Here is a 26,157-nt window from a genome sequence, read left to right as displayed (position 1 = left end):
CTCGCGCATCATCTTCCTTCCTCCATTTGGTTCCCGTGCCGATCGATTTTGCATTCAGGCGATGGCCGAGCGGTCCGATCGCACGCCCGCACGATGGCGCTGGCCATTCCTGCGTTGGCTCGATGGCGTCGAGACGGGCTGGGCCGTGCCGCTTCTCGTCGCCTGCTTCGTAGCGATCTGGACGCTCTATCTGGCAGTCGCCTATGCCGGCGGCGGTCTGCACCCCGATACGCTGGAGGCCTGGACGCTGGGGCGGCATTTCGCGTGGGGCTATCCCAAGCATCCGCCATTGACCGGCTGGGTTGCCGCGAGCTGGAGCGCCGTTTTTCCGCTCACCGACTGGTCGCTGCACTTGATGGCGATGGCCAACGCCGGGCTCGCGCTGGTCTTCGTCGATCGGATCGCGCGGCAATTCGTGACGGGGCACAAGCGCGTCCTGGTGCTGTTGCTCCTGATGCTGACGCCGGCCTATCAATTCCATGCCCAGCGCTTCAACGCCAATGCGGTGCTGCTGGCGGTCTGGCCGCTGGCGACCTGGTGCTTCCTGCGCGCATTCGAGACCCGAGCGGCGTCGTGGGCGGTTGCCGTGGGATGCACGACGGCACTGGCCATGGTCGGCAAATATTATTCGATCTTCCTTGTCGCGAGCTTCACGTTTGCCGCGCTGGCGCATCCGGCGCGACGCGCCTATTTCACTTCCGCCTCGCCCTGAATTTCGGTCGTCGTCGGGCTTGCGGCGCTGTCACCGCATCTTCATTGGCTCGCGACCACGGGGGCATCGACCTTCACCTACGCGCTGAACCATGCCAACGGCACTGCGGCGAGTTCTGCTGCTGATGTCAGGAACTTCCTTTTGGGCCTGTTGGCGGCCATGAGTGTGTCAGCCGTCAGCTGGGTATTGATCGCCGGCACGCGGCTGAAGCAGTTTCCGGACGATTTCGCGGCGATGAATCCGGGCCTGCGGCTCCTCTTTTACGTTGCCGTCGGCACGATTGCGCTGCCGGTCCTGATCTCGCTCGTGATGGGCACCGATCTGCCGTCGCTATGGGCTTTGCAAGGGTTGTTTCTGTTCGCCATTCTCGTGGTCTGCGGCACAAATTATTCAATCGAGCGCTTTTACACCGTCAACCTCACCGTGGTCGTGGCCGGTGTCGCGCTCACGGCCGTCCTCGTCGCCGCGCCGACCCACGCGGTCTATCGCAACGATCACGGTTACGAGGAGGGGCGCAATTTCTACGCGCAAGCGGCGAGCCGATTGACACGCGAGTGGCGCGAACTGACGGACGAGCCGCTCGCCGCCGTCAGCGGCGACGATTCACTGGCCTTCGCGACAGCCTTCTACAGCCCGGACCACCCGCACCACGTGCGGCCGTTCGAGGATCAATATCCCGGGGGCTTGCCGCACAAGACGACGCTGGAGCGCGGCTGGGCCGCGCTCTGTTTTCGCGATCAGGATGATTGCAGCCGGTGGATGGACTCGGTGGCCGGGCGCGCCGGGCATTTCATGAAGCGGGAACTTATCATACAGGCGCAGCTATGGGGCCGGCCCGGTCTCACGCGGGAAGTGGTTGTGCTGATGGTGCCGCCCCGTGGAAGCGGCGCGGCACCCGAAGGCATTGCGGACGATTTCAGCGCCAGCAGGCGCGCAACGGAATAGGCGTCTTGCTCAGCAGTGGCTGTCGCGGACCCGCTCGAGCCCTTCACTCGCGAATGGCACGGTGACGGCGGTCTTTTCGGCGCTCGACGGCGTGCGTTCCGTCTCCGCCCGTTCCGCGGCGTCGTGGTCTTTACGGTGTTTCGGTTCCATTGAAGCGCCCTTTCAAATTGTTGCAGTACAACATCGAGAGCGCCACGGAGTTCCTCAGCCGATGGCGCGATGATGCGGCCTGAACAACCGTCCTCTCTCCACCACCAGCACGATCGCGAGCGCGGCGAGGGACGACACGAAGAAGCCGACTGAGAACGGCAGCAACGTGCCGTCGAAGCTTTGTCCGATGGCCATGCCGACGGCGATGCCGATCAGCGTGGTGATCGAGCCGTAGAGCGAGGACGCCGTGCCGGCGATGTGGCCCTGCGGCTCCATGGCGAGTGCAGTGAAGTTCGCGACCATCATGCCGAACGAGAACATCATCAGCGCCGAGAGCACCATGAACAGGGGAAGCGGCAACGCGGCGAGGCTTTCCGTCAGCAGCATCACGCCCGCCACGGCAGTGTAGAGCGTCAGCGCGCCGTGCGAGATCACGCGCATGCCGAGGGTCCCGACGAATCGCGCATTGAGAAAGCCGGCAATGGCGGTGCCGGCCGCGATCCCGGCGAAGGCGAGCGGAAAATAATGGCCGAGGTGATAGATGCCGACAAAAACTTGCTGAGCCAAAAATACGTAGGCGAACAGCGCGCCCATGACGCTACCGGCGGCGAGCGCATAGCCGAGGGTTTGGCGATGGGTCACGGTCTGCCAGTAGGCCGTGAGCACGCCGGCCGGCGCAAGCGACCTGCGTTCGCTCTCAGGCAGGGTCTCCGGAAGCCGCAGCACGGACCATGCAAGCGCGAGCAGCCCGTAGAGCATCAGCACGACGAAGATGCCGCGCCATTGCGTCACCAGCAGCACCGCCTGTCCGAACGAAGGGGCGATCACGGGGACGGCGATGAAGATCATCATCGCAAGCGACATCACGCTCGCCATGCGGCGGCCGACGTAACAGTCGCGCACGATTGAGGTGGCGATCACGCGCGTCGCCGAGGTACCGAAACCCTGCAGTGCTCGTGCCAGCAGCAGCGTCTCGAACGACGGCGCGGCAATCGCCAGCACGCTCGCCACCGCATAGACCGCCATCCCGCCGAGCAGCACCGGGCGGCGGCCAAAGCGATCCGACAGCGGTCCCATGACGAACTGCCCCGCGCCAAAGCCGATCAGGAAGGTCGACAGCACCAGCTGAAGATGGTTGGCGACGGAGATATTGAAGGCCGACCCGATATTGGGCAGTGCCGGGAGCATCATGTCCATCGCAAGCGGATTCAGCGCCATGATCGACGCGATCACGATGACGAATTCGGGGAAACCCATGGGACGGTGTCCCGAGGACACCCAGTCGTCGGCATTGACGTCGGACAAGAAGCTCACCTCTGATTTGAGGCCCCTATCTATCTTCAATGCTGCGTTGCACAAGCAACGTTTCGGGATGGCTGGCAGGCGGTGCAGGAGCAGACAGGAATTGATGAGGTATCAGCGCTCGCGGCCGCCGCGCGCGGCGGGATCCTCCGCGCAGCTTTCGTGGTGCGGGCAGCCGGGGTCGAACCGGCACAGCGCTTGCGCGCCGAGGGATTTTAAGTCCCTTGCGTCTACCAATTCCGCCATGCCCGCTTGATCCAACGAGATCAGCCACTTAAGTCCCTTGCCGGCGGTCTGGAATTGGCATTTGCAGGCCGGAGGGGTGGTTCTTCCTTAGGCGAGCCGGTGGCACAAGGCAAAGCCTCAATCCGGACATCTGTTGTTGCTTTAGGCATTCTCAATCGACGGGGACTATTCATCCGGCATGTCAGCTTTGATCCAATATCGCCTGCGCCCGTGCTGCGTGGTCGCCGCGCTGCTCGCGGCCGGCTTCGCGCTGTCCGGCTGCGCCGGCATGAGCGAGACGGTCGCTCCGGCCTTTGCCGATCCCGCCAAGTACGAATTGTACGATTGCAAGCAGCTCGAAGGCGAGCGCAAGTCGATCGCCAACCGCACCGGCGATTTGCAGAGGCTGATGGACAAGGCACAGACCGGCGCGGGCGGCGCCGTGGTGTCGGAGCTTGCCTATCGCAACGACTACATCGCGGTACGCGGGCAGGCGCAGATGGCCGATGACGCTTGGCGCCGCAACAAGTGCCGGGAAACGCCCCCCGAGGCGACGCCGGCCGCCGCGGCGCCCGCAGCCAATCCTGGCCCGATCAAGCCTGGCCCGAAATCGACAAGAGCCGTGCGCTGAAACGTCCTGACATCAGCGCCTCGCGTCAGGGCCGCCAGCCGTAGATCCAGTCCTGCCGTGCCAGCATGCGTTCCGGGCCGAGGGCGCGGACCGCAAGATCGCGCGCGAACGCGAGCGGCCCACTGAAATGATAGATGCGGCCCTGCTGCCGCGCGGTCCGCTGCACCCGCCGCACGCGCGCCTGGCGCGTCCGGCCGTATTGTCTCAGCGCTGCCGTGATGCCCTCGGTGGTCTCGGCGATCTCAGGGCTCAAATGCTGCGCGAGCACTGCGGCGTCCTCGATCGCCATGCCGGCGCCCTGGGCCGCAAATGGCAGCATCGCATGCACGGCGTCGCCGAGCAGCGCGACCGGGCCTTTACTCCAGGGGCAGTCGTCGGGGACGCCGAACAGCGCCCATTTCCGCCAGCTGTCGACTGTAGCGAGCATCATGCGCGCCGGCGGCGGCCAGCGCGGCGCGGCGAAGGCGTCCAGCACTTCGCGGGGATCGCCGGGCGTGCTCCAGCCCGGCCTGTTCCAGGTGCCCGGCAGCACCGCGACCACGTTGATCTGGCGTCCGCCCGCGATCGGGTAGGCGACGAGATGGGCATTCGGGCCCATCCAGAGCTGGACCCGGCGCGCTGTGTAGTCCTTCGGCAGTTGCGTGGCATCGAGCGTACCGCGCCAGGCAATCCGCCCGGAGAAGCGCGGCTGCACCTCGGGGAATAGATGCTGGCGCACCGTCGACCAGATACCGTCGGCGCCGATCAGCGCACTGGCGAGATCGCTGCGCCGGATCGTGCCGCTGCGATGAACCACCGTCAGCCCCTTGGCGTGAGGCGCGACGTCTTCGAAGGTCGCGCCGAGTTTCAGGTCGATATGGGGATGGTCGGAAACTGCGCCGGCGAGGGCGGATTGCAGGTCGGCGCGGTGCACCACCCAATAGGGGGCGCCGGCGCGCTCGGCGGCGGCTTCTCCCAGCGGCATGCGCAAAAGCTCACCGCCGGCCCGCGCGCTCATGATCGAGACTGCCTCCGGGATCACGGCGCGCAACTTGAGGCGCTCGGTGAGGCCGAGCTCGACCAGCACGCGGCTGGCGTTCGGGGAGAGTTGCAGACCGGCGCCGACTTCCTCGAGCCGCTCGGCCTTTTCCAGCACGATGATGCGGAAGCCGCGGGCCGCGAGCGCAAGCGCAGCCGTCAGTCCACCGATGCCGGCACCGGCGATGACAATCGTTCGGGAGAGCGCCACCCCTGGCCGATGGAAGCGGTCAGGCCACCTTGTCCTTCAGGACGCATTCCGGCGGACGGGCTTCGCCCGCCTTCAGGTCGGCGGCGAAACGGTACAGAGTCGAGCAGTAGGGGCAGATGATCTCGTTGTCGTTGCCGAGGTCGAGGAAGACGTGCGGATGATCGAACGGAGGGTTGGCGCCCACGCACATGAACTCTTGCGAGCCGATCTCGATGACGGGGACACCGGCATCGTTGTGGAAGTGCGGGACGACATGGTCGGACATCGTACTCATCCTGGAGTGGCAATGGCGGCAGACACAATCACGACTGCCGCGGCATTATTAAGGCGCCGCGGACCATACTGGTGGGTGGAGATGATTGCTAGTCCAGCGGAACCGAAAGCTCCGCAATGCCCCATGCTCATTTGCTCATGCAAATTCGACACAATCTTGCGGCCTGAGAGAAGCCCTTCTTTCGTCGGGGACGTTGTGCCGCAATTTTGGCATACTATGTCTGTGGACGAGCGTAATTGCGACGAAAGACAACCGTTAGGCGTCAACGATCTCAGGACCGTCCAGGCTCTCCGCATGAAGTGGTTGCGAATCAGCACAGCGTTGACCGGTATCGCGGCATGCGGCTTCATGCTCGCGCAGGTAGCACCGCACGCCCGCGAGGCCGGGGCGATTCTGGCCGCCCAGGACGATCCCGCCGCGCTCTCAGAGATCAAGCTCGACGCGCTGCTGCGGCACAACGACCGCCTGATTCAAGACAACATCGAGGTCGCGCTCGCATCGGGCGATGCCGATCTTGCCGACAGTTTTGTCGCACTGGCGCGCGACCGCAACATCGCGCTGCCTGACGACCTCCCGAGCCGTGTCGGTGACGCGGTCAAAGCCGAAAACTCCACCTCGCATTTCGCAAAACGGTTTGCCACCGGTCTCGTTACCGGCAACGCGGATGATGTTGCGAGCTTGTCGGGAACCATGGCCGGCGATCTCTTCGTCATCGGCGACATCAGGGACGTCGTCCGCGAGGGCAAGCACCTCGCCATGGGCGAGGAGACCGACCGCCTGGTGCTGGGCCTTGCGGCCGCGGGTCTCGCGGTCACGGCCGTGACCTACGTCTCCGTCGGCGGTGCCGCGCCGGTTCGCGCCGGGCTGACGCTGGTGAAGGACGCGCGCAAGGTCGGCCGGCTCGGCGAGGGACTAGCGGCATGGGCCGGCCGGTCCGCGCGCGAGGTCGTCGATACGCCGATGCTCCAGAACGCGGTTGCCTCCGGCTCGGTGCTGCGGCCGGGCCAGACCTTGAGCGCGATCAAGGCCGCGTTCCGCGCCGAGAAGGCCGGCGCGCTGGTTCGGCTCGGCAAGGATGTCACGCGCGTGGTCGAGAAGACCGGCACGCGCGGCGCGATGGATAGCTTGCGCATCGCTGAAGGTCCCAAGGACGTCGCACGCGCGGCGCGGCTCGCGGAAGCGCAGGGCGGCAAGACGCGCGCGATTCTGAAGCTGCTCGGCCGCGGCGCGCTGCTGCTGATCGGCGGGGCGTTCAATCTTGCACTCTGGCTGTTCGGTGCGGCGTTGACGCTGCTCGGCCTGTTGTTCTCGATCAAGGCGACGACGGAGCGCCTGACCCAGGCCTGGTGCGATCGCAGACGGGCGCGGCGACTTCGCCAGGCGCGGATCGCCGCCGAAGCCGTTCTGGCAAGCCCTGCCGTCACGGCCTAAGATACCTCTTCCCCTCAAGATTGCGGAACTGATGATGCCGAGCTTTCACAACGGCGCCGTTGAAATTGCCTATCTCGACGAAGGCGAGGGCGATCCGATCATCCTGGTGCACGGCTTTGCCTCCAGCAAGAACGTGAACTGGGTCTATCCGACCTGGGTCTCGGAGCTGCGCAAGAACGGCCGCCGTGTCATTGCGCTCGACAATCGCGGCCATGGCGAAAGCGCAAAGCTCTACGAGCCCGCGCAGTACTCCATCCCGACCATGGCCGCCGACGTGCTCGCGCTGATGGATCACCTCGCCATCCCGCAGGCCGATCTCATGGGCTATTCGATGGGCGGACGGATGACGGCCTGGCTCTCCCTCAACGAGCCGCAGCGCCTGCGTTCGGCAATCCTTGGCGGCATCGGCATCGGCGGCCTGATCGAGGGCACCGGGCCCGGCGAGAACGTCGCGAAGGCGTTGGAAGCGCCCTCGCTCGACGACGTCTCCGATCCCGTCGGACGCACGTTTCGTGCTTTTGCAGACCAAACCCGTTCCGACCGCAAGGCGCTGGCCGCCTGCCTGCGCGGCACGCGCGATCTCATGACGAAGGACGAAGCCGCGCGCATCGACGTGCCCGTGCTGATCGCGGTCGGCAGCACCGACGACGTCGCGGGTTCGGCCAGCGCACTCGGTGCCATCATCCCGGGTTCGGAAGTGCTCGATATTCCCGGTCGCGATCACATGCGCGCAGTCGGCGACAAGGTCTACAAGACTGGCGTGCTCGATTTCCTCTCACGCCGCGCCTGAGGCGATGAGGCGGTTTCAGCTATCCTGAAATGTCTCGTTACAGTGGGCCATCCACTCCCTTCGGCAACCGTCCATTCCTGTACCTAGGGATCGGGGTTCGCTAAGGGCGCATATGAGACTCAGCTCGAAGCCACAGCTTTATCGAGGTCAATCGGATACTTGCAATTCCGATCCGTCCAACTGCGCACGGGCTCCGTCGGCGCGTCGCGCAGCCCGGTAACGGCCGGGCGACTGACCAATGTGCCGGTGAAACAACTTCGAAAACGCCGCTGCAGTCTCGTAACCGATCCGGTTGGCAATCCGTGCGATCGGTTCGTCGCTGGTTTCCAGCAGGAACGCCGCCTCCGCCATCCGGCGTTCGATCACATAACGTTGCATGGGCTGGCCCACGAGCCTAGTGAAGCGCGCCGAAAATGCCGAGCGGCCGAGCCCGACGCGACGGCCTAGGTCGCTCAGCGTCCAAAGCTGCTCCGGACTTTCGTGAATCAGCTTCAGCGCCGGTCCGATATGGGGGTCAGAAATGGCCCCGATCCAGCCGCCTTGCCCGGGACTGAGAGACGCGATCCAGCTTCGCAGCACCTCGACGAAGAGCACTTCCGTCAGTCGTGAAAGCGCGACGCCTTGGCCAGGACGCTCGAGCGCGGACTCGCTCATCATGCGGCGCAGGATGGCTTCAAGCCAACCACGGTCGGACGTCGGCTTCAGCAAGAGCACGGGTGGAAGCAACTCCAGCACGCTGCCAAACGTCGGCCGCGACACCGTGAAATTGCCGCAGAGCATGGTCGAGAGCGGCTTTGCACGGCTGCCGTGACGAACGAATCCGAGGCGTGGCGACGACCGTTCGATATCCATGATGCGCAAAGGCTCGGCTCGGCGATCCGAATAAAACACATGGGGCTCGCCACGTGTGATGACGACAAAATCGCCCCCGGTGATCTGGATTTCCTCTCCCTGTTCGAGCGCGAGGGTCGCTGAACCTTGGTTGAGATAGTGAAACAGGGCGTAGGGGCGCGCCGGCAACTCAAGATGCCAGGGATGGCCGAGCTCGAAGTGAAAGAGCAGCGTCCCGCCGAGACGAACCCGATCGAGCACCTGGGTGAGTATATCCATCCCCCGAGACTAGAACCGCGGACGATCGGACACAAGACACGGACGATTGGTCCCTATCGTCCGAGAGGTCCACGGAATACGTCATGCCACGGCGGGCCGACGGGACGTGCGGCAACCATTTCGCCAACGGCAGATGGAAGAACCGCGACCTTGCTGGAAACGCCTGTCCATTCCCCCGGACTACTTTCGTCCGACATGCCAACAGGAACAAACAATGCGAACTATTCTCCTCTCAGCCGCCACCGTCCTCCTGGCCGGAACGACGTTGGTCGGAGCCGTACATTCCGCCGAACTGCCCAAGGGGGCAGCGCACAACGTCGTGCTCGTGCACGGCGCCTTCGTAGACCAGACGAGCTGGCAGCCGGTTGCCGATATTCTCACCAAGAAAGGCTACAACGTCACGCTCGTCGAAAATCCACTCACTTCGCTCGCCGCCGACGTCGATGCGACCAAACAGGCGCTCGCGAAGCAAGCCGGCAGGACCGTTCTGGTCGGCCACTCATGGGGCGGCGTGGTGATCACGCAAGCCGGCAACGATCCCAAGGTTTCGGCGCTGGTTTATGTGTCCGCCTTTGCGCCGGAGGTCGGTGAATCCCTGGCGTCGCTGGCAAAGGCCGGTCCGCCGACCGAAGGCGGCAAGGCGATCCACCCCGATGCGAAGGGCAATCTGTACATCGATCCAAAGGTGTTTCCGTCAGCCGTCGCGGCTGACCTTCCTCCGGAGATCGCCGCGCACCTGGCCAACTCGCAGCTTCCGCTGAACCACGTTGCATTCGAAGCCCCGGTCGACGTTGCGGCCTGGCATGACAAGCCGACGTTCTACGTCATCAGCACGAAGGACAAAGTCCTCGCGCCCGAGGCCCAGAAGTCGTTCGCGGCCAGGATCCACGCCCAGACGACGGAAGTCACCGGCAGCCATGCCTCGCTCGTCGTCCATGCGAAGCAGGTCGCTGAGGTGATCGAAAAAGCCGCCCTCACGAGGTGACGGTGCCGCTCCCGGCGCTGTGGCGCCGGGAGCCCGCGCGCTCCCGCTCGACCATTTTAAGCCAGGCATCCGTAGAGTGCTGAAACGTCCTGACGACACTTCAGCTCACGGACGTGAACACCTCCAATCGCGGAAACGCAACAAGTGTTGTCATGATGTGAGCGACGCATTGGAACGGACATTCCTGCATGTATAAGGCACTTCTTGTCACCCTCACTGCTGTGGCTCTTACCACCGTGTCTGCCGCGTCTGCTCCCGCCGTCAGCAGAGAGCCGCTGAATGCTGCGACGCTCAGCGCAATCAAATCGAAGTTCGGCAGGCTGATGGAATTGGCAAACAAGCATGATTTCAAGGCTCTGTATCGGATGTTCTGGCAATCGCCCTCGGCCCTTTTGGTGGCCAAGAGCGCGATCCCGTCCGAGGGAAACTGGGCCGGCTTTTGGGGTAACGCGGCGATTGATCAATAGCTGCATGATATCGGTAGCCCGGTCCGGTCGTACCCGAGCCAGATTTTTCGAAGCTCAGGGTTGTCGGCCTGACGCGCGACGTCGCCGAGTCCTATGTGCCGATGACCATCACCGTCTCTTATGCGGGGCAAGATGGAACAGCCAGGCCGTTTCTCATGATCAGCAACTGGCTTCGCGTCGGGAAGGACTGGAGGGTCGCTTCCGAAATCATTCTTCCGGTGCCGGCGGCACCGGCACAAAGAGCTAGCCGCGGAACGCCTCAGTTGTTGTACGGCACTGACCGTCTCGCACTTGGGTCCGTTTTCACGCAGCCGGCTGACTAACGGCTGGTCGTGCTCATGCCACCGCCCCGCCGCGTGTGCCGATTTGCGGGGGCGATGAAGGGCTCCAAACACCCTTGAGAACGAATGCGCTGGTCTTACTGGATAAACGCGATCGCTGCTCGGACGAAACCAGGCACGATGGCGCTTCACCCCAATCTCACCGCGCTTTGCTGTCTTCCCCAAGGCGGCGCGCCAGCGCCATCAGCACGGTGAAGGTCGCAACCCACACCATCCGCGCGCCATAGCGGTCGTGCGCGCCGGAGATCACGCCGCAGATGAAGGCGTTGCCGAGCAGCGCCAGCGTGATGGTCGCCGCCAGCAAGGTCAGGTCGTCGAGCCGGCGGTTCGCGAGGGCATGCGCCAGCAGCGCGACCAGCGCCAGCATCGAGGCCAGCGCGACGGGAACGTGCAGCCAGTTGATGGTGTCGAAATCGAGTCCCCAATTCTGCTGTCGCGCGGCGCGCATCGGCGCGGCCTGCGAGGGGACATAACGTTCGATGATGCCGCGGGTGTGCGGGATCCAGCCATTGGTGCCTTCGCCGGTCGCCACATGCAGCAATTGCTGGCCCAGCGCCTGCAAGGCCGCGCCGGCCTGCCAAGCCGGATAGTCGGCGAGCGAACCCACGACGATGGTGCCCATCTCGTCGTTCATGCCTTCGAAGCGGCCGAGCGTGTTGAACATGCTCTTGCCCCACAGGAATTCGTCGGCGCTCGCCGGCAATTGGTCGCGATAGGGGCAGAGCTTGAGTTTTTCGCGTGGGCAATGGTCATTGAGATAACGCGCAACGATGCCGTCCTGCATCATGCGGCCGAAGGCGACGCCGGTGCCGCCAGGCGTCCACGTCCACTTGCCCGACAAGGCATGGTTCGCCGACACCAGCATCAGGCCGCCAGCGAGGATGGTGAGGCTCGCTTGGGCCAATCCGGCGATCGGAAGCCGGCGCCCCAGCAACGGCCGCGCCATCCAGCCGGCGATGCAGAGCCCGAGCAGCACGCCGAGCGTGGCGCTGTGGGTCGCGGCGGCAAAGGCCGTGAAGACGAACAGCGAGATTTTTTCGAGCGCCGAGGTCCGCGGCCCGCCGACGACCAGCAGGAATAGCGACAGCACCGACAGGCCTGCAAAAATGTCGGTGAGCAGCATGCTCGCAAGCCAGGGCAGCGCAGTCGACAGGATCAGGAGCAGGCTGATCACGACTAAACGGAACGTCTGCATCATCGAGAGCACGCGCAAGGTGAGCTGCAACAGCCACAGCGTGGCCAGCGACTGGACCGCGAGGTTGATCCAGAACCCTGAACTTTCGCCATAGTGCAGATAGATGCCGAACACGGTGGAGCGGCTCGGGACGAGATAGCCCTCGTACCAGCGCGCCAGATAGCCTCCGGTATCCCATTGCAACAGCGGATAGCCGTTCCAGAATGCCGGCGCGATCAACAGGAGCGGCAGGGCGATGGCGGCGAGCCGCAGCCAGAGTGAGCCCGCGGCGCCCGCGCGCGCATGATCGGTGGTGATGGTCAAATCCGCTCCGTCCTCACTCGGACCATGCCCGCAATTACCGTTGAGGCGGAATTCACCAATAGTTTGACGCCGCCCGGCTTGAATTTGGCGAAACCCTGACCATTTTGAGCCGACCTTGCCGCCCGGGGTGTCGGAAGAAACTGTTGTGATTCAACGCGTTGGCATGCCCCCGCCGGGCAACGCACTGTTCACTCTCAGGCAAGCCCGTCAGGACTTTGTCGCCTAGACTGTGTTATAGAACCAGTGAAACGAGCCAATTCGAAAGAGCAGATCTCATGGCAGTGCATCAGGTCAATCCGGGAGGAAAGCTCGCAACGCTCGATCCGATCTGGGATCGGATCCGCGGCGAAGCGGAGGACATCGTCCATCGCGAGCCGGAGCTTGCGACTTTCATCTATTCGACGGTGCTGCATCACAGCCGCCTGGAAGATGCGGTGATCCATCGAGTCGCCGACCGGCTCGATCATTCCGCGCTGTCGGGCGATCTCGTGCGCCAGACCTATGACGAGGCGCTGCGCGACGATCCCGATCTCGGCAACGCCTTCCGCGCCGATCTCGTCGCCGTCTACGATCGCGACCCCGCGACCTCGCGCTTCATCGATCCCTTGCTCTATTTCAAGGGCTTTCACGCCATCCAGACCCACCGCCTCGCGCATTGGCTCTATCTGAAGGGCCGCAAGGATTTTGCGTATTATCTGCAGAGCCGGGCGTCTGCGGTATTCCAGACCGACATCAATCCCGCCGCGCGCATCGGCCGCGGCATCTTCCTCGACCACGCCACCGGCTTCGTCTGCGGTGAGACTGCGCTGATCGAGGACGACGTCTCGATCCTGCATGGCGTTACGCTCGGCGGCACCGGCAAGGAGAACGAGGACCGCCATCCGAAAATCCGCCACGGCGTCCTGATCGGCGCCGGCGCGAAGATCCTCGGCAACATCGAAATTGGTCATTGCGCGCGCATCGCGGCGGGCTCGGTCGTGGTCAAACCGGTGCCGCACAACGTGACGGTCGCGGGCGTGCCTGCCAAGGTCGTCGGCGAAGCTGGCTGCGCCGAGCCGTCGCGCACCATGGATCAGATGATCAACGCCATGGGACTCTGAGATGGGCCTCTGAGGCGGGCCTTCGAGCTTGTCGGAAGGGGCGGATTTTCCGCCCCTTTCGTCCCAAAATTCTTTGGCAATTCATGCTGGCGGTTGGTCGCGTCTCGTCCTAAAACCCGCGCCAACCCAGATTTCGATTGGAGACTTGCCGTGGACGTCAAGGAAGTTAGGAAGCTCGACGCGTATTTGAAGCGCGTATTCGGCAATCCCAAGATCCGCGTCGTGCCGCGGCCGAAGAAGGATGATTCCGCCGAGGTCTATATCGGCGAGGAATTCATCGGTGTGCTCTTCGTCGACGACGAGGACGATGATCGCTCGTTCCAATTCCAGATGGCGATCCTCGAGGACGACCTCGTCGACCAGGAATAGTTCGGCGATCGTCTCGCTCAACGGGGCCGCGCGGGCGCGGCTCCATGCCTTTGCTTTCTTGCAAGAACATATATCTGCGAGGGTGATGTTCAGCTCAGGTCGTGCAGGTCTTTTCCGAGGGGAGGTGTCAGACGAAACGTCGAGAATACGACTTCTAGCCCCGCCCGTTCGGGTGTGCAGGCCATCGGTCCCACAAGGTAGGAGTTTGCTTTAGGAAACGCCGCCAGCCGCATGAGGGGCCAGGATTTGCCGTCGGCCGAAACCTGCAGACGAAGGACACCGTTGGCGATGGTCGCGCGGACCCAGAAGTCGCTGGCATTATGCTCATAGGGTGCTGTCGCCCAGTCTGATTGCCCGTTTGTCAGTACGCTCGCGAGCATAGCGCGGCCATCTGACAATTCGATTCCGGCTTTGACCCAATGATGCGCGTCGAGGCGCACCATGATGCCCGCCTGATCATAGAGCGCCCGGAAATCGCCCTGAACACGCAAATCTGCGGTGAATGCTTCGCCTGTCGGAAAGCCCAGGAAATGTCCGCTATCGCGATTGAAGCCGTAATGGGTTTCGCGCCAGAAATCCGTGGCCTTGTCCGTGAGGATCCGCAGGTCATCACCCTCTGCCGCCCATCGCTGCGGTTCATTTAGCCACACACCGTCACTTCTGCGGAGAATCATGACTAACCTCTGTCGCGGATGCCTGCCGGTTCGGTCCGTGAGTCGGACGAGCACGGCATCGCGCATTGAGATGAAAAGGCAATGTAGCCGAGATTGCTTCGCTTCGCTCGCAAGGACGAGCAACAGCTTCACCGCCGCCCCCTCCTGACACCATACGCGCGAAGCTGACTTCGAAAAATACGAAGCGTTACAGGAGCTTGGCTACTGTGCATGGGGTTGTTTTCGCAGTTTGTTTGGGAGGCGCAGGTCGCGCCGTCGCGTTCAGCCCTTCGGGCCGCGCAGCTGCGCCGTCAGCTTCTCCATCGCTTCCGCCGTATCGCGCCACTGCGATAGCCAGCTGCGCGGAAAGCGGAAGGTGAGGTCGGCGCCGCCGACGCGGCGTTCGGCGAGGCACATGCCGGGCGTCGCTCCATCGCGCGTGCAGCGCGCGGTCAGCGCGGGACTTGCGGCAGAATAGAGATCCTCGCTGCCGTAAGGCGTGTCAGCGCGGAATATCCGCATCGTCAGCCCATCCTGGGGCATTGCCGCGGCCTGGTCGAGATAGCGCGGATAAATCGTGGCTACGCGCTGCTCGGGCGAGAGCGCATCGTGATGTGCGGCGATCGACAGGAAGATGCGGTCGATCGGCTGCATCGCCGCATCCACGCTATCGGCGGTGACGTGCTTCGGCGCGCCCGGCGGCTCCAGCGAAGGGTACAGGAAGTCGAGATCGATCCGCTCCTGGGGCCCGGAGTGGCGCTGGATCTTCATGCGGATCGCGTTGGTCGGCAGGTTGAACAGCGTGCCGCCGACGCTCACCGGCAGCTTGTCTGGGGCGTTCGCGCCGCTCGGCCCCCAGGTCGGCCACAACAAATAGGCGACGAGCGCGACGGCGCACACCGCGGCAATGCCGCCGAGCACGATCGGGACGACGTGGGCCCGGGTGCGCACCCGGGGAGATTGAGGGGAAATTGCCGAAAACACCGTCATGAGCCGCGCGAATGAGCCAGAAGTCGGCCGATGGCCGACGAATCAGCGGCGAATATGCCACGTGGTGGCGATTTCGCGGAGCGTTGGCCGGCTGCAGGGAAGGGAGAGAGGCCTGCGTGGAACGGCTGGCGGCGTTAACCTTCCCTTAAGGATAATGTAGCGTTAACCGGCACTCTTTGTCACAGGAAGGTACCTCGCGTTGCGTAAGGGCGGACTGTTCCGATGACACCTGAAGCTCTCAACACATTCTTCTCGATCGGCATTGGTTTCGCGCTCGCGGGAGCGCTCGTGAGCGGATACCAGACGGTCGCACAGCGGCCGGCCGGCTTCGGTCTGTTGCAGGACGGCGTGGCGCCGAAGACCTTCGCGGCGGTTCCGTTCCTGGTGTTCGCGGCGCCTTTCATCATCATGCGCAATACCCTGCGCGGCAGGCAGGTGGAGAGCCGCCGCGTCGAATTCGTGATGATGGCGACCGTCATCGCCGGCTTCTGGAGCATGATGAGCGGCACCTTCTTCCTGATGACGCTCCGCGCGGCCGGCGTTCTGGTCTGATGCGCGCGCTGTAGGGCTGCCTGCGCGGCGGCCCTTTGCGTCAAGGCCGCCGTTTCGCTATGGCTGGGGTTGACGCGACAGGAGACCCTCATGGCGATCTACGAGCTCGACGGGCAGGCGCCCGACCTTCCCGCCGACGGCAACTACTTCATCGCGGAGACCGCTACCGTGATCGGCCGCGTGCGCCTGAAGCCGGGCGCGAGCGTCTGGTTCGGCGCGGTGCTGCGCGGCGACAATGAGTGGATCGAGATCGGCGAGGGCGCCAACGTGCAGGACGGCTCGACCTGCCACACCGATCTCGGTTTTCCGCTTCAGATCGGCAGGAACTGTACAGTCGGGCATAACGTCATCCTGCACGGCTGCACCATCGAGGAGGGCGCACTCGTCGGCATGGGCTCAATCGTGATGAACGGCGCCAGGATCGGGCGCAACAGCATCGTCGGCGCCGGCTCCGTCATCACCGAGGGCAAGGAGTTTCCCGAACGGTCCCTGATCATCGGCTCGCCGGCGCGGGTGATCCGCACGCTCGACGATGCTCAGGTGCAGAAGATGGGGAGTGCTGCGAAGTTCTACGTCGCCAATGGACCGCGCTTCACAAAGGGCCTCAAGCGGATCGGGTGAACTCAGCTTCCTTCGGACTCGCGCGCTTCTATTGCGCTTGCGACCTTCTCGTGCCCCGCGGACCATAGGGCATGCTCATCGCTACCGTCCTGGTACGGATTGGCTTCCGCCGGAATGTTTTTACGCGCCGCGCGTTCGCCTTCTGCAAAAGCATCGCGATCGTTCATCGTGACTGCGCCTTTCTGTTTGCGGAGCAGAAGATCAGCTTGCGCGTGATCGTGCCCGCCTTCCCGGTTTCAAGCTGATGCGACGGCATTTGTTCCGGAACCGGTCCTTGCTGCGGCGGTTGATCGGCGAAGGAGAATTTCAATGGCCAGATTGCCTATAGCCCGTTCAATCAAGACCGTGATCGTGATCTTCGCCCTTGTCGCGGTGCCGGCCGCATCGTTCGCGCAAGCCGCCGGCGGCTCCACAGGATCGGCCGGAGGTGTCGCCAATTCTCCGGCTCCCGCGCCAGGCACCAACAGTCTGGGGACCGCCCAATCGTCCGGTGCGAATGCACCCGGCGTCACCACTGGGACCGGCGCAGGTGGGTCCACCGACGCCGCCGTCAACGCCGAGAACCGGCTGCTCGACAAGAAGCTCAAGAGCATCTGCCGCGGCTGCTGACGCTCGCGGGGAAGTGAGACAGTGAGGCTGTCAGGAACGCCTCAAGCCGATTAGCTTGGTCCTGCTTTGGAGCGTGGAGGGTATCCACGCAGAGGATCGAGTGATGTTACGGAAGATGATGTTGACGGCGCTGGCTGTGGTGGCGGTTGGGTCGTCGATGCCGCAGGCGGCACAAGCGGGCGGTCACGGCGGCTGGGGTCATGGCGGCGGTGGCTGGGGCCATGGTGGCGGCTGGGGTCATGGCGGCCACTGGCATGGCGGTGGCTTCTGGCCAGGCGTCGCCATCGGTGCCGGTATCGCCGGCGCAGGTTACTACGGCGGGTATTACGGCTACGGCCAACCGTATTACGGCAATCCATATTACTATGGTACCGGATACGATGATGGCGGTTATGGCGGCTGCTACGTTGTGCGGAAGCGCGTCATGACGCCAGCGGGCTGGCGCATCCGCCCCGTGGATGTCTGCGAATAGGCGGCGGTACCCGTCAAAAAACAAGGCCGTTGACGCAATATACCGTCAACGACCTTGCCAGCCCCGGACATTGAAATCGGCTCACGCCATCCGGTAACGGCGAGCATCGCTTGGAATCACACGGGCGAATGTGATCCAGTTCACAAGTCCAAAAATTTAAGGGTGGCGGCGCCGGCTGCTCAGCCGCGCGAGCGCTTGCGTGCACTGGCATGGACACGATGCCGTGCAGGTTTCCTGCGGGTAACTGAGGGAGTCTCCGCCTCGCTCGCCCGGGCGCTGGCAAAGGATTGCCGCAGGCCATCGATGGACTCGTTGAGTGTCGTGACCTGCTCGGACAGACGCTTGGTGTCGGCCTGCTGGAATGCGAGCAAGCGCTTCACACTCTGGAGCTGGTCTTGCACGACCTGGAGCTGGTCAATCGATTCCTGCTGGGTTGCCTCCAGCCCCTTGGTCTTCTCGACCAGCTGCTCGGATGCCTGTGCGGTGCGAGCCTGCAGCTGCCGCGACGCCACCACCCGGTCGGTCTCAGGGGCCGCACCGGTATAGGCACGCCAGATCGCGATCGAGGTCACCCCCGCGATCAGGAGCAGGAGCGCGGCGGCGGTCAGCGCGATAGGCTGGGCGCCAAGGCGAAGGAGGGGATGGGACCGTGTGTCCTCTGCGAGATCGATCATCGCTGACAAAACCCAAATTGAAACTTGGTGAGTGGCGAAGACCGGCAACCTGAGGTTACCGGGGCGTCCCGAAAGCGTTACGTGTCGGCAAGGAATGGGACCAAAAAGAGGCTAAGAGCAAAAAAACCAACAATCAGGATGCCTTAGGCATCCGTGCCCCCGTCAGAGGCAGAGATCAGGGCTGAAACAGCGAAAACGGACCGGAATAGGTCTTCGAGCGCGGCGCCGCGTAGGGCCCGAGCCGGGAGGTCTTCAGTCCCAGTCGCACCAGTGATTCTGCCAAGGTCACCGCGGCGGCGACGCCGTCGATCACGGGCAGGCTGTGCGTGGCGGCGAGCTCGATGGCGAGATCGGCCATGCCAGCGCAACCGAGCACGATGGCCTCTGCGCGATCGTCGCGGATCGCGGCCGTGATTTCCGTAGAGATTTTTGCGAGCGCATCGGTGTTGCGCTCCTCGAGCGCGAGCACCGGCACTTCGGCGGCGCGGACGCGCGCGCAGCGTTCGGCGAGGCCGTATTTCCGCAAATTATGCTCGATCGGCACGATGGAGACACCGAGCGTCGTCACCACGGCGAAGCGCGCGGCAATCAGGCTCGCCATGTGGAAGCCAGCCTCGCCAATGCCGATCACTGGTGCCCTTGCCGCAGCGCGCGCGGCGTCGAGGCCGGTGTCGTCGAAGCAGGCGATGACATGCGCATCCGCGCCGTCGCGGTCGGCCTCGCGGATGCAGCCGAGCATGCCCGGCACCGCGAACGCCTCGTCGTAAAATCCCTCGATCGAGACCGGGCCCATCGTGGGCTGGCGCGCATCGATCACGGTGTCGGGCAGGGCGACCGCGCGCGCGGCAGCGGCGATCTTCACCGTCATGGACGCAGTGGTGTTGGGATTGACGACGTGAAGCCGCATCGGATCAGACAAGCCCCTTCTCAGACAAGCCCTTTGCCGGCGTCCGAGCCTTTGGCCGCCTGTCGCTTGTTGAGCATGTGGATGGTGCCAAGCGCAAGCGCGATCACCGTGAACGAGACGGCCGAGATCACGGTGCCGAGCGCATAGATGTCGGGGTTCGTCACGGTGGTGGTGAGGCCCTGGAGATCGAGAGGCAGCGTGTTCACCGCCCCGATCGCCTGGCTGGAACGCGCGAGTTCGTCCCAGGACAGTGTGAAGCCGAACAGTCCAATGCCGATCACGGAGGGCAGGATGATCGGCAGCACGACATGACGGAACGCCTGCCACGGTGTCGCACCGAGATCGCGCGCGGCTTCCTCGAGCCTGGGATCGAAGCGATTGAAGATCGCGAACATGATGAGAAGGCCGAACGGCAGCGTCCAGGTCAGATGTGCACCGAGGCCCGAGGTGAGCAGACCCATCGAGGTCTCGAAATTCTCGTTCCAATGCGCCTTGATCAGATCGTCGATGATGCGGAATTCAAGCGAGATGCCGAGCGAGGTGATGATCGAGGGCACGATGAGGCTCGCGATCGCGGAGTAGAACAGGATGCTTTGCGCCTTGAACTTGCGGCGAAACGCCATGCCCGCTGCGACCGACAGCACGACGGTGACGATCATCACGATAATGCCAAGCAGCAGCGAACGGCGGAAGGCGGCGCCGAGATCGACGATGCCGGTGCCCTGGAACAATTTTGCGATCCAGAAAGTCGATACACCGTTCATCGGGAAGGTGAGGCCGCCCTGCGGTCCCTGGAACGACAGCACATAGATCGCGATCATCGGGCCGTAGAGGAACAGCGTGTAGGCCGCGAAGAAGATCGCGAGCACGTAGAAAGAGCGCGGGCGTCCTTCCTTCATGCTCTAGAGCTCCTTCTTGATGTCGACGATACGCGACATCATGGTGATGATCAGGAACGTGATGACGAGCAGGATCACGGCATTGGCCGCTGCTGCCGGGAATTGCAGCGCATTCACCCGCGTCTCGATGATCTTGCCGGCGGCCGCGATCTGCTGCCCGCCCATCACGCCGATGGTGATGAAGTCGCCCATCACGATGGTGATGACGAAGATCGAGCCGATCACGATGCCGGGTTTTGCCAGGGGAATGATGACGTTGACGAGCGTCTGGAAACCGGTCGCCCCGGCGTCATAGGCGGCCTCGATGAGCGATTTGTCGATGCGAACCATTGAGTTGAAGATCGGCACCACCATGAAGAAGGTGAAGAGGTGCACCAGCGCCAGCACCACGGAGAATTCGGAGAACAGCAGCCATTCAACGGGATGGTTGATCAGCCCCGTCTTCACCAAGCCTGAGTTGACAAGGCCATTGCGCCCGAGCAGCGGAATCCAGGCGATCATGCGGATCACGTTGGAGGTCCAGAACGGGATCGTGCAGAGCAGCGACAGTCCCATCTGCCAAGTTTTCGACTTGACGTGAAAGGCGAGGAAGTAGGCGACCCAGAAGCCGATGAAGAGTGTGATGACCCACACGAGGAAACAAAGCTTTAGCGTCTTCAGATAAGTCTTGGCGATCGTGCAGAGATCGGGGAGCTGCGCGATGCAGCCCTCGAACGTGTCGGTGTAGCCGCGGCCCGAGAAGGCCGGCAGCAACTGGTATTCGTTGTAGTCCCAGAACGAGACGATGACGACGAAGACGAGCGGGATCAGGAAGAAGGCGAGGAACACCAGCATCATCGGCCCGGCCTGGAGCCAGGAGATGAAGGAGGGTGACAGCCGCGCCGCTTTGCTGCGGCGCGCCGTCTCCGATCCCCGGACCAGGTCCGGAGATGCCTGTTGCAAAATGTCCTCCGACGTGTCCATCAGATTACGCCGCGATGAACTCGTTCCACTTGCGGACCATGTAGTCGTTCTCGTCCATCACGGCGTTCCAGCACGCGACGCCGCCCATGCGGTCCTCGTAGGAGCCGCCGTCGCGCACGGCGCCAGCCTTCTCGAGCAGCGAGCCGTCGGGCGCCTTGATGTCCTTCTCGGCCGCCTTGCCTTCCATCCAATAGGCCCACTCGTAAGGCTCCATATGCGCCTTCGCGGTGGAGAGCACGGCCGAGTAGTAGCCCTGGCGGTTGAGATAGGCGCCGGCATAGCCGGACAGGAACCAGTTGACGAACTCATAGGCCCATTCGAGCTTCGCACCCGAGACGCCCTTGGAGACGCAGAAGCCGGAGGCCCAGGAGCGATAGCCTTCCTTGAGCGGCTGGAAGGTGCAGGCAATCCCCATCGAGCGGACCTTCGTCACCGCCGGCGACCACATCGACTGGATCACGGTCTCGCCCGAGGCCATCAGGTTGACGCTCTCGTTGAAGTCTTTCCAGAAGGCGCGGAACTGGCCCGCCTTCTTGGCCTCGGTCATCACCTTCATGGTGAGATCGATCTCTTCCTTGGTCATGTTGCCCTTGTCGGCATATTTGTACTTGCCGGTGGCTTCCACGACCATCGCGGCATCCATGATGCCGATCGAGGGGATGTTGAGGATCGAGGCCTTGCCCTTGAACTCGGGGTTGAGCAGCTCGGCCCACGAGCTGATCGGACGCTTGATGATATCGGGGCGAATGCCGAGCGTGTCGGCGTTGTAGACGGTCGGGATCAGCGTGACGAACTCGGTGGCAGACGTCGCGAACTTCTTGGAGTCCTTGCCTTCGAGATAGAGCACCTTCCAGGGTGCGGTGCCCTGGCCGCCGATCTTCTTGCCGCCGGGCGTGACGCCCTTGGTGAAGACCGGCGTGATGTTGTCGAATTCCTTGATCTTCCTCGCGTCGAGGGCAAGGATGTTGCCCGACGGCACGATCTTCTTTAGCGCGAAATATTCGGTGTCCAGCACGTCGAAGGAATTCGGCTGGGTCATCACGCGCTTGGTGACGTCGTCGGTGGTCGCGGTGATATATTCGATCTTGATGCCGGTGTCCTTCAGGCACTGCTTGGAGATCTCGTCACCCTCGTTCACTGCGGTGCCGAGATAGCGCAGCACCTTCGGCTCGGCCGACATTACATAGGGAAAGCCTGTGATGGCGCCGGAGCCCGCGGCAACTCCGGCGAGACCCGCGGTGCTCTTCAGTAGCGTGCGGCGGCTAAGGCCCTTCTTCCTGGTCGTTTCGGTCATATCACTCACTCCTCTGTTGCGCATTCCGGTGATTGATCGGCGCTATTGCAGACGTTGCGCCTTGGCGGGATCCCAGATGGCCAGCACGCGATCGCCCGGCCGGAACTGGTGGACGTCGAAGGCGGCCTCGGGAAGGTGGGAAAACAGGGCGGTCCCGTCGTCGAGCGTGAGCGAGACGGCGATGTAGGAGCCTTGGTACTCGGTCTGGGTCAGTAGCGCGGGCGCGCCGAAGGCGCCGTCAGTGAACGGCGCGATGCCGAGCTGATCGGCGCGCACGGCGATGAGTTTGCCTGCGTCGCTGAGGACGTTGTGACCGCCGATGAAGCGCGCCACGAATTCGGTGCGGGGGTGATGGAAGATGTCGCGGGCGCTTCCCTGCTGTTCGATCCTGCCCTGGTTCATCACCACGATGTGGTCGGCCAGCGCCATCGCCTCTTCCTGGCCGTGCGTGACCTGAACGAAGCTGATGCCGAGCTCGCGCTGCAGCCGCTTCAATTCGCCCCGCATCTTCACCCGCAGGAACGGATCGAGCGCCGAGAGCGGCTCGTCGAGCAACAGGATCTGCGGCTCCGTGATCAGCGCGCGGGCGAGCGCGACGCGCTGCTGCTGGCCGCCGGACAGCTGTGCGGGGAGGCGGGCCGCATAGGGCGTCATCGCCACCAGCTCGAGCAACTCGCCGGCGCGCTTGTGCCGCGTCGCCCGGTCGATGCCGCGCATTTTCAGGGCAAACGCCACGTTGTCGAGCACGGTGAGGTGCGGAAACAGCGCGTAGGACTGGAACATCATCGCCGTGCCGCGCTTGGCGGGTTCGAGATCCGTGACGTTCTGCGGACCCAGGATGATGTCGCCTTCGCTGACGGCCTCGTGGCCGGCGATCATGCGCAAGGTCGAGGTCTTGCCGCAGCCGGAGGGGCCGAGCAGGCAACAATAGGTGCCGGCCGGGATCTTCAAATTGACGGTGTCGACCGCCAGCGTCGTGTCATAACGCTTGGTGACGGCGACCAGTTCGAGGGCGGCGGGAGTGGCCATGGCGTGTCCGGGGCGAGGGCGATGCTGCGCCTCTCTCCGCAAGGTCCATGCCAATCGCGCTTGAATCGTTCTCGGCCGGCCGAATTCCAAAACAGTGCAGCGGAGTCAGATCGTTAGATCGAATCCCACGGGCTTGGGCGGTTCGCTGCCTTCGCAGTTGCGTGCACACAAAACAGGCGCGGATTGTATAAAGTTTCGCCTGTGATTGGATACAGCTGGTCGATTAGGATTCAACGCCCTCGTCGACGATCGAGTCCTCACCCCCATGGCCGTCAAGTCCCGACCGAAATCCGACGCGCCAGATGCGAGCGATCGCGTCAGCCGCATCCGGGAAGGTGTGACTGCGGCGATCCTCGAGCATCGCCTGTTGCCCGGCACGAAACTCGGCGAGGACGAGATCGGCGAGATCTACGGAGCAAGCCGAACGCTGGTTCGCACCGCGCTGCAACAGCTCGCGCATGAGGGCATCGTCAACATCGAGAAGAACCGCGGCGCCTTCGTCGCGCGGCCGACGCCTGCGGACGCCCGCGAAGTGTTCGAGGCGCGCCGCCTGATCGAGCCGACGATCGTCCATCACGCCGTTGACGCGGTATCGCCGGCCTGGATCGGGCGTCTCCAGCGGCATCTTGCCGAGGAGCGCGAGGCGGAGCTGCGTGGCGATGCGCGTGCTTCGGTCCGCCTCTCCGGCGACTTCCATCGACTCGTCGCCGAGATGAGTGGCCACAGCATCTATCTCGGTTTTCTCAAGGAGCTGATCGCGCGCTCCTCGCTGATCATCCTGCTCTACCGCCGGCACGACACGCCGGCCTGCGGCACCAATCATCACGCCGGAATCGTCGCCGCGATCCGCAAATGCGACAGGGAGGCCGCGCGCGCGCAGATGTTGTCGCATCTGAACGAGATCGAGGCCGAGCTGTTCCTGAAGGATCCCGCCGCCGACGAGTTGCGGCTCGCGGACGTGCTCGGGGTCTGACCTCCAGGAGGTGTCCGCACCCGGCTGGGCGCGGCGACGGCTATTGCGGCTCCAACCCGAGAGTCTTGATCGACTCGAGCCAGACCGGCCCTTCCTTTTCGTAGAGCGCAATCGAGGATGCGCGATCCATGGCCGGCTGGTCGACGCCGAAGGCATCGAGCAGCTTCTGCACGCGCTCCGTCTTGCCGCCTTCGACCATCAGCTTGGCGAGCATGTCGATCCGGTCTGCCGGTATCGCAGCGGGCGCCACCAGCGCGGTAAAACTGATGAGCTGGAAGACATTGCCCGTGACCCCTTGCTCAGCAAATGTCCTGGTCTCGGGCAGCTTCTTCATGCGCACTGGTGTCGGCACGGCAATCGGGCGGCCGATGCCGGTATCGAGCACCGGCAGCGCAGCCTGATAGCTGCCGACCGCCGCCTGGATCACCCCCGCGGCCAAATCCTGCCACATCGGCGCTTCGCCGCGGTAATGCACGATGGAAATGTCGAGACCGAATTGCCGGTTGAGCTCGGCGATCGCAATATGCGCGAACGAGCCGATGCCGTACGAGCCGGCCGTGACCTTGTTGCCACGTGCGTACGCGACGAACTCTTCGATCGTCTTTGCATTGGTGGCGGAATGGACCACCAACGGCAGATGCCCCGAAGGCGTCATCGCGACGATCGTGAAATCCTTGTCCGGATCATAGGCCAGCGATTTCAACAACAGCCGGTTACCGAGCAAGGTGGACGAGATCGTGTACATCAGCGTGTAGCCGTCGGCCGGGGAATCCTTCACCGACTGTGCCGCCAGCGCACCGCTGGCTCCGGTTTTGTTTTCGACAATGACCGGCTGGCCGAGCTTCTGCGAGATATAGTCGCCATAGGCGCGGGCGAAGGCATCGGTGATGCCGCCTGCCGGCGTGGAGACGACGATCCTGATTGCCCGGGTCGGCCACGCTTCGCCCCAAGCCGTTTCAGGGGCGGCCATCGTCAGGCATGCAATCGCGGCAGCCCAAATTCTCGCGGATGTCCGCACTTCGGCCTCCCCTTTTCCCTGTGTCATTGGGCAGCCGGCAGCCACCGCAACGAGGTTTCACACGGGCAAGGAGGAGGGTCAAGAAATCAAAATATCGTTTCACTGTGTGAAATGATCATCGCCGACCTGCAGGAGAACCCGGCGCGGCAAGCTTGGCGCCGAGCGCCTCGGCAAGTGCAGAAGCGACCTTCTTCATCGAAGGTACGAAGCGCCGCACGCCGTCCTCCAGACCGACCGCCTCGCGAAGCATCATCACGTTCATGCTGCCGAACAGCCGATTCCGCAAAACGACGGGTACGCCGATCGCCCACACTGCGCCGCCGAAGACGCGGCGGCTGTAGGTCTCGTCCATGACCGCGAAGCCGGCGTCGCGGATCGTGCGCAGCACTTTGGCAAGCCTGACGGGATTGCGCGCCAGATCGTTCCAGGGCTCGGGACCGAGGGCAAGCCGCGCGGCAATGCGCTCCTGCTCGGCGGGCTCGCAGAAGGCGAGATAGGCGCGTCCCATCGAGGTGCCGAGGACGGGAAACCGAAATCCCGGCGGGCGGCTGAACAGCAGCGAGCCATCCACCCGCGTCGTGTGGGCGATGACCATAGATTCCTGATCGAGCACGGCAATGTCTGACGGCCAGTGGATCTGCTTACGGAATTTGTTGAGGATGGGTTCGGCGATGCCGCCAATCCAGGTCGGCTCATCATAGCCTGCGCTGAGCAGCAGCGCCCGTCCCGTCGGCGCGTAGCTGGCCGGCTCGGTACGACGTACCACATAGCCTTCATGCTCCAGCGTCTCGAGCATGCGGACGATCGTTGACTTGTTCAGCCCCGTCGCCTTGTGCAGCGAGCCGACGGTCGACTGCCGTTCCTGATTGATCACCCGAAGGACTTCGAGGCCCCTGGACAACGCGATGACGGGACGGAACGACGTCATGCCAACTCCTTGTGATT

The 26,157-nt window shown here is 63.6% G+C and carries 29 protein-coding genes, 1 tRNA gene and 1 pseudogene; 15 read left to right on the top strand and 16 right to left on the bottom strand.

The annotated features are described in order from the left end of the window. The first annotated feature begins 61 nt into the window (after positions 1–61). Positions 62–712 carry a glycosyltransferase family 39 protein gene (locus ACFQX9_RS15050; RefSeq protein ID WP_377789168.1) on the top strand — a complete coding sequence of 217 codons (651 nt, stop codon included), beginning with the start codon at positions 62–64 and terminating at the stop codon, positions 710–712. 141 nt (positions 713–853) lie between these two features. Then, a complete protein-coding gene (locus ACFQX9_RS15045) occupies positions 854–1,657 on the top strand; it encodes a hypothetical protein (RefSeq protein WP_377789166.1) in 804 nt (267 codons plus the stop codon). 204 nt (positions 1,658–1,861) lie between these two features. Here ACFQX9_RS15045 and ACFQX9_RS15040 read toward each other — a convergent pair whose 3' ends face one another. Both ACFQX9_RS15040 and ACFQX9_RS15035 read right to left on the bottom strand, forming a co-directional pair. After that, the gene (locus tag ACFQX9_RS15040; RefSeq protein WP_377789164.1) at positions 1,862–3,112 is read right to left on the bottom strand and encodes a multidrug effflux MFS transporter; all 1,251 of its coding nucleotides are present in this window, start codon (positions 3,110–3,112) and stop codon (positions 1,862–1,864) included. Positions 3,113–3,272: 160 nt separating this feature from the next. Beyond that, positions 3,273–3,361: transfer RNA gene (locus tag ACFQX9_RS15035), tRNA-Leu, on the bottom strand. Positions 3,362–3,533: 172 nt separating this feature from the next. Here ACFQX9_RS15035 and ACFQX9_RS15030 point away from each other — a divergent pair. Then, the gene (locus ACFQX9_RS15030) at positions 3,534–3,965 is read left to right on the top strand and encodes a twin-arginine translocation pathway signal (protein ID WP_377789162.1); all 432 of its coding nucleotides are present in this window, start codon (positions 3,534–3,536) and stop codon (positions 3,963–3,965) included. Positions 3,966–3,990: 25 nt separating this feature from the next. Here ACFQX9_RS15030 and ACFQX9_RS15025 read toward each other — a convergent pair whose 3' ends face one another. Both ACFQX9_RS15025 and ACFQX9_RS15020 read right to left on the bottom strand, forming a co-directional pair. Continuing rightward, positions 3,991–5,193 carry an FAD-dependent monooxygenase gene (locus ACFQX9_RS15025; RefSeq protein WP_377789160.1) on the bottom strand — a complete coding sequence of 401 codons (1,203 nt, stop codon included), beginning with the start codon at positions 5,191–5,193 and terminating at the stop codon, positions 3,991–3,993. A 19-nt stretch (positions 5,194–5,212) separates the two neighbouring features. Next, positions 5,213–5,458, bottom strand: a complete 246-nt coding sequence (locus ACFQX9_RS15020) for a zinc-finger domain-containing protein (RefSeq protein ID WP_007602543.1) — start codon at positions 5,456–5,458, stop codon at positions 5,213–5,215. A gap of 303 nt (positions 5,459–5,761) precedes the next feature. Here ACFQX9_RS15020 and ACFQX9_RS15015 point away from each other — a divergent pair, with 303 nt between their 5' ends. Then, entirely contained in the window at positions 5,762–6,898 is a 1,137-nt protein-coding gene (locus ACFQX9_RS15015) for a hypothetical protein (protein ID WP_247453254.1), read from the top strand. A gap of 34 nt (positions 6,899–6,932) precedes the next feature. Continuing rightward, complete coding sequence (locus tag ACFQX9_RS15010) at positions 6,933–7,688, top strand: alpha/beta fold hydrolase (RefSeq protein ID WP_026232923.1); 756 nt, start codon at positions 6,933–6,935, stop codon at positions 7,686–7,688. Positions 7,689–7,835: 147 nt separating this feature from the next. Here the strand turns inward: ACFQX9_RS15010 and ACFQX9_RS15005 are convergent, their stop codons facing one another. Next, a complete protein-coding gene (locus ACFQX9_RS15005) occupies positions 7,836–8,798 on the bottom strand; it encodes an AraC family transcriptional regulator (RefSeq protein ID WP_085396133.1) in 963 nt (320 codons plus the stop codon). 214 nt (positions 8,799–9,012) lie between these two features. Between ACFQX9_RS15005 and ACFQX9_RS15000 the strand changes: the two genes are divergently transcribed. Together ACFQX9_RS15000 and ACFQX9_RS14995 are read left to right on the top strand one after the other, a co-directional pair. After that, the gene (locus ACFQX9_RS15000) at positions 9,013–9,783 is read left to right on the top strand and encodes an alpha/beta fold hydrolase (RefSeq protein ID WP_026232924.1); all 771 of its coding nucleotides are present in this window, start codon (positions 9,013–9,015) and stop codon (positions 9,781–9,783) included. Positions 9,784–9,971: 188 nt separating this feature from the next. Further along, a pseudogene (locus tag ACFQX9_RS14995) lies at positions 9,972–10,573 on the top strand (hypothetical protein). A 157-nt stretch (positions 10,574–10,730) separates the two neighbouring features. Here the strand turns inward: ACFQX9_RS14995 and ACFQX9_RS14990 are convergent. Next, positions 10,731–12,089 carry a hypothetical protein gene (locus ACFQX9_RS14990; protein WP_377789156.1) on the bottom strand — a complete coding sequence of 453 codons (1,359 nt, stop codon included), beginning with the start codon at positions 12,087–12,089 and terminating at the stop codon, positions 10,731–10,733. A 275-nt stretch (positions 12,090–12,364) separates the two neighbouring features. Between ACFQX9_RS14990 and cysE the strand changes: the two genes are divergently transcribed. Further along, entirely contained in the window at positions 12,365–13,189 is an 825-nt protein-coding gene (cysE, locus tag ACFQX9_RS14985; RefSeq protein WP_007602549.1) for a serine O-acetyltransferase, read from the top strand. Between the two features lie 150 nt (positions 13,190–13,339). Next, positions 13,340–13,558: a DUF3126 family protein gene (locus ACFQX9_RS14980; RefSeq protein WP_007602550.1), complete on the top strand. Its 219-nt coding sequence runs from the start codon at positions 13,340–13,342 to the stop codon at positions 13,556–13,558. Positions 13,559–13,647: 89 nt separating this feature from the next. On the opposite strand, the gene ACFQX9_RS14975 is transcribed toward ACFQX9_RS14980, so the two are convergent. Both ACFQX9_RS14975 and ACFQX9_RS14970 read right to left on the bottom strand, forming a co-directional pair. After that, positions 13,648–14,232, bottom strand: a complete 585-nt coding sequence (locus ACFQX9_RS14975) for a DUF1349 domain-containing protein (RefSeq protein ID WP_026232925.1) — start codon at positions 14,230–14,232, stop codon at positions 13,648–13,650. Positions 14,233–14,493: 261 nt separating this feature from the next. Further along, positions 14,494–15,201 (bottom strand): hypothetical protein, encoded by a 708-nt coding sequence (locus tag ACFQX9_RS14970; protein WP_377789151.1) that lies wholly within the window; start codon positions 15,199–15,201, stop codon positions 14,494–14,496. A gap of 222 nt (positions 15,202–15,423) precedes the next feature. Between ACFQX9_RS14970 and ACFQX9_RS14965 the strand changes: the two genes are divergently transcribed. The 5 genes from ACFQX9_RS14965 to ACFQX9_RS14945 all read left to right on the top strand — a co-directional run bounded on the left by ACFQX9_RS14965 (position 15,424) and on the right by ACFQX9_RS14945 (position 17,455). Continuing rightward, positions 15,424–15,753 carry a DUF6949 family protein gene (locus ACFQX9_RS14965; RefSeq protein WP_007602553.1) on the top strand — a complete coding sequence of 110 codons (330 nt, stop codon included), beginning with the start codon at positions 15,424–15,426 and terminating at the stop codon, positions 15,751–15,753. A gap of 90 nt (positions 15,754–15,843) precedes the next feature. Beyond that, complete coding sequence (locus ACFQX9_RS14960) at positions 15,844–16,374, top strand: gamma carbonic anhydrase family protein (protein WP_018455332.1); 531 nt, start codon at positions 15,844–15,846, stop codon at positions 16,372–16,374. 71 nt (positions 16,375–16,445) lie between these two features. Then, positions 16,446–16,619, top strand: a complete 174-nt coding sequence (locus ACFQX9_RS14955; RefSeq protein WP_018455333.1) for a hypothetical protein — start codon at positions 16,446–16,448, stop codon at positions 16,617–16,619. Between the two features lie 64 nt (positions 16,620–16,683). Further along, complete coding sequence (locus ACFQX9_RS14950; protein WP_377789148.1) at positions 16,684–16,983, top strand: hypothetical protein; 300 nt, start codon at positions 16,684–16,686, stop codon at positions 16,981–16,983. Between the two features lie 103 nt (positions 16,984–17,086). Then, the gene (locus tag ACFQX9_RS14945) at positions 17,087–17,455 is read left to right on the top strand and encodes a hypothetical protein (protein WP_085351115.1); all 369 of its coding nucleotides are present in this window, start codon (positions 17,087–17,089) and stop codon (positions 17,453–17,455) included. Between the two features lie 179 nt (positions 17,456–17,634). On the opposite strand, the gene ACFQX9_RS14940 is transcribed toward ACFQX9_RS14945, so the two are convergent. From ACFQX9_RS14940 to ACFQX9_RS14915, 6 genes are all read right to left on the bottom strand, one after another. Next, entirely contained in the window at positions 17,635–18,129 is a 495-nt protein-coding gene (locus tag ACFQX9_RS14940) for a hypothetical protein (RefSeq protein ID WP_085351116.1), read from the bottom strand. A gap of 175 nt (positions 18,130–18,304) precedes the next feature. Continuing rightward, complete coding sequence (locus ACFQX9_RS14935; RefSeq protein WP_377789529.1) at positions 18,305–19,036, bottom strand: aspartate/glutamate racemase family protein; 732 nt, start codon at positions 19,034–19,036, stop codon at positions 18,305–18,307. A 20-nt stretch (positions 19,037–19,056) separates the two neighbouring features. Continuing rightward, positions 19,057–19,935, bottom strand: coding sequence for an ABC transporter permease (locus tag ACFQX9_RS14930; protein WP_085396140.1), 879 nt, complete (start codon positions 19,933–19,935; stop codon positions 19,057–19,059). A gap of 3 nt (positions 19,936–19,938) precedes the next feature. Further along, complete coding sequence (locus ACFQX9_RS14925) at positions 19,939–20,898, bottom strand: ABC transporter permease (RefSeq protein ID WP_007602562.1); 960 nt, start codon at positions 20,896–20,898, stop codon at positions 19,939–19,941. Between the two features lie 4 nt (positions 20,899–20,902). Next, a complete protein-coding gene (locus tag ACFQX9_RS14920) occupies positions 20,903–22,192 on the bottom strand; it encodes a PotD/PotF family extracellular solute-binding protein (protein WP_377789145.1) in 1,290 nt (429 codons plus the stop codon). A 42-nt stretch (positions 22,193–22,234) separates the two neighbouring features. Then, positions 22,235–23,221, bottom strand: coding sequence for an ABC transporter ATP-binding protein (locus ACFQX9_RS14915; protein ID WP_085396144.1), 987 nt, complete (start codon positions 23,219–23,221; stop codon positions 22,235–22,237). Between the two features lie 265 nt (positions 23,222–23,486). On the opposite strand from ACFQX9_RS14915, the gene ACFQX9_RS14910 reads away from it, so the two are divergent. Continuing rightward, positions 23,487–24,194, top strand: a complete 708-nt coding sequence (locus ACFQX9_RS14910; protein ID WP_377789142.1) for a GntR family transcriptional regulator — start codon at positions 23,487–23,489, stop codon at positions 24,192–24,194. A gap of 40 nt (positions 24,195–24,234) precedes the next feature. On the opposite strand, the gene ACFQX9_RS14905 is transcribed toward ACFQX9_RS14910, so the two are convergent. Together ACFQX9_RS14905 and ACFQX9_RS14900 are read right to left on the bottom strand one after the other, a co-directional pair. Continuing rightward, entirely contained in the window at positions 24,235–25,164 is a 930-nt protein-coding gene (locus ACFQX9_RS14905; RefSeq protein ID WP_377789140.1) for a Bug family tripartite tricarboxylate transporter substrate binding protein, read from the bottom strand. A 163-nt stretch (positions 25,165–25,327) separates the two neighbouring features. After that, the gene (locus ACFQX9_RS14900; RefSeq protein ID WP_085361725.1) at positions 25,328–26,140 is read right to left on the bottom strand and encodes a helix-turn-helix domain-containing protein; all 813 of its coding nucleotides are present in this window, start codon (positions 26,138–26,140) and stop codon (positions 25,328–25,330) included. Positions 26,141–26,157: the final 17 nt, after the last annotated feature.

Origin of the sequence: Bradyrhizobium sp. GCM10028915 (assembly GCF_042666195.1) — a bacterium.
Taxonomy (GTDB): Bacteria; Pseudomonadota; Alphaproteobacteria; order Rhizobiales; family Xanthobacteraceae; genus Bradyrhizobium; species Bradyrhizobium canariense_D.
The sequence above is the reverse complement of the archived record's forward strand: the minus strand, read 5'-3'. Positions and strand labels throughout refer to the sequence as shown.

Excerpts from the sequence above, each read along its gene's own strand:
- ACFQX9_RS14910 (WP_377789142.1), top strand. The coding sequence starts at position 23,487 with ATGGCCGTCAAGTCCCGACCGAAATCCGACGCGCCAGATGCGAGCGAT.
- ACFQX9_RS14960 (WP_018455332.1), top strand. The coding sequence starts at position 15,844 with ATGGCGATCTACGAGCTCGACGGGCAGGCGCCCGACCTTCCCGCCGAC.
- ACFQX9_RS14970 (WP_377789151.1), bottom strand. The coding sequence starts at position 15,201 with ATGACGGTGTTTTCGGCAATTTCCCCTCAATCTCCCCGGGTGCGCACC.
- ACFQX9_RS14955 (WP_018455333.1), top strand. The coding sequence starts at position 16,446 with ATGCTCATCGCTACCGTCCTGGTACGGATTGGCTTCCGCCGGAATGTT.
- ACFQX9_RS15030 (WP_377789162.1), top strand. The coding sequence starts at position 3,534 with ATGTCAGCTTTGATCCAATATCGCCTGCGCCCGTGCTGCGTGGTCGCC.
- ACFQX9_RS15015 (WP_247453254.1), top strand. The coding sequence starts at position 5,762 with ATGAAGTGGTTGCGAATCAGCACAGCGTTGACCGGTATCGCGGCATGC.
- ACFQX9_RS14930 (WP_085396140.1), bottom strand. The coding sequence starts at position 19,935 with ATGAAGGAAGGACGCCCGCGCTCTTTCTACGTGCTCGCGATCTTCTTC.
- ACFQX9_RS15050 (WP_377789168.1), top strand. The coding sequence starts at position 62 with ATGGCCGAGCGGTCCGATCGCACGCCCGCACGATGGCGCTGGCCATTC.
- ACFQX9_RS14935 (WP_377789529.1), bottom strand. The coding sequence starts at position 19,036 with ATGCGGCTTCACGTCGTCAATCCCAACACCACTGCGTCCATGACGGTG.
- ACFQX9_RS14920 (WP_377789145.1), bottom strand. The coding sequence starts at position 22,192 with ATGACCGAAACGACCAGGAAGAAGGGCCTTAGCCGCCGCACGCTACTG.
- ACFQX9_RS14915 (WP_085396144.1), bottom strand. The coding sequence starts at position 23,221 with ATGGCCACTCCCGCCGCCCTCGAACTGGTCGCCGTCACCAAGCGTTAT.
- ACFQX9_RS15010 (WP_026232923.1), top strand. The coding sequence starts at position 6,933 with ATGCCGAGCTTTCACAACGGCGCCGTTGAAATTGCCTATCTCGACGAA.
- ACFQX9_RS14945 (WP_085351115.1), top strand. The coding sequence starts at position 17,087 with ATGTTACGGAAGATGATGTTGACGGCGCTGGCTGTGGTGGCGGTTGGG.
- ACFQX9_RS15020 (WP_007602543.1), bottom strand. The coding sequence starts at position 5,458 with ATGTCCGACCATGTCGTCCCGCACTTCCACAACGATGCCGGTGTCCCC.
- ACFQX9_RS15005 (WP_085396133.1), bottom strand. The coding sequence starts at position 8,798 with ATGGATATACTCACCCAGGTGCTCGATCGGGTTCGTCTCGGCGGGACG.
- ACFQX9_RS14975 (WP_026232925.1), bottom strand. The coding sequence starts at position 14,232 with ATGATTCTCCGCAGAAGTGACGGTGTGTGGCTAAATGAACCGCAGCGA.
- ACFQX9_RS14905 (WP_377789140.1), bottom strand. The coding sequence starts at position 25,164 with ATGGCCGCCCCTGAAACGGCTTGGGGCGAAGCGTGGCCGACCCGGGCA.
- ACFQX9_RS14965 (WP_007602553.1), top strand. The coding sequence starts at position 15,424 with ATGACACCTGAAGCTCTCAACACATTCTTCTCGATCGGCATTGGTTTC.
- ACFQX9_RS14925 (WP_007602562.1), bottom strand. The coding sequence starts at position 20,898 with ATGGACACGTCGGAGGACATTTTGCAACAGGCATCTCCGGACCTGGTC.
- ACFQX9_RS15000 (WP_026232924.1), top strand. The coding sequence starts at position 9,013 with ATGCGAACTATTCTCCTCTCAGCCGCCACCGTCCTCCTGGCCGGAACG.
- cysE (WP_007602549.1), top strand. The coding sequence starts at position 12,365 with ATGGCAGTGCATCAGGTCAATCCGGGAGGAAAGCTCGCAACGCTCGAT.
- ACFQX9_RS14950 (WP_377789148.1), top strand. The coding sequence starts at position 16,684 with ATGGCCAGATTGCCTATAGCCCGTTCAATCAAGACCGTGATCGTGATC.
- ACFQX9_RS14940 (WP_085351116.1), bottom strand. The coding sequence starts at position 18,129 with ATGATCGATCTCGCAGAGGACACACGGTCCCATCCCCTCCTTCGCCTT.
- ACFQX9_RS14900 (WP_085361725.1), bottom strand. The coding sequence starts at position 26,140 with ATGACGTCGTTCCGTCCCGTCATCGCGTTGTCCAGGGGCCTCGAAGTC.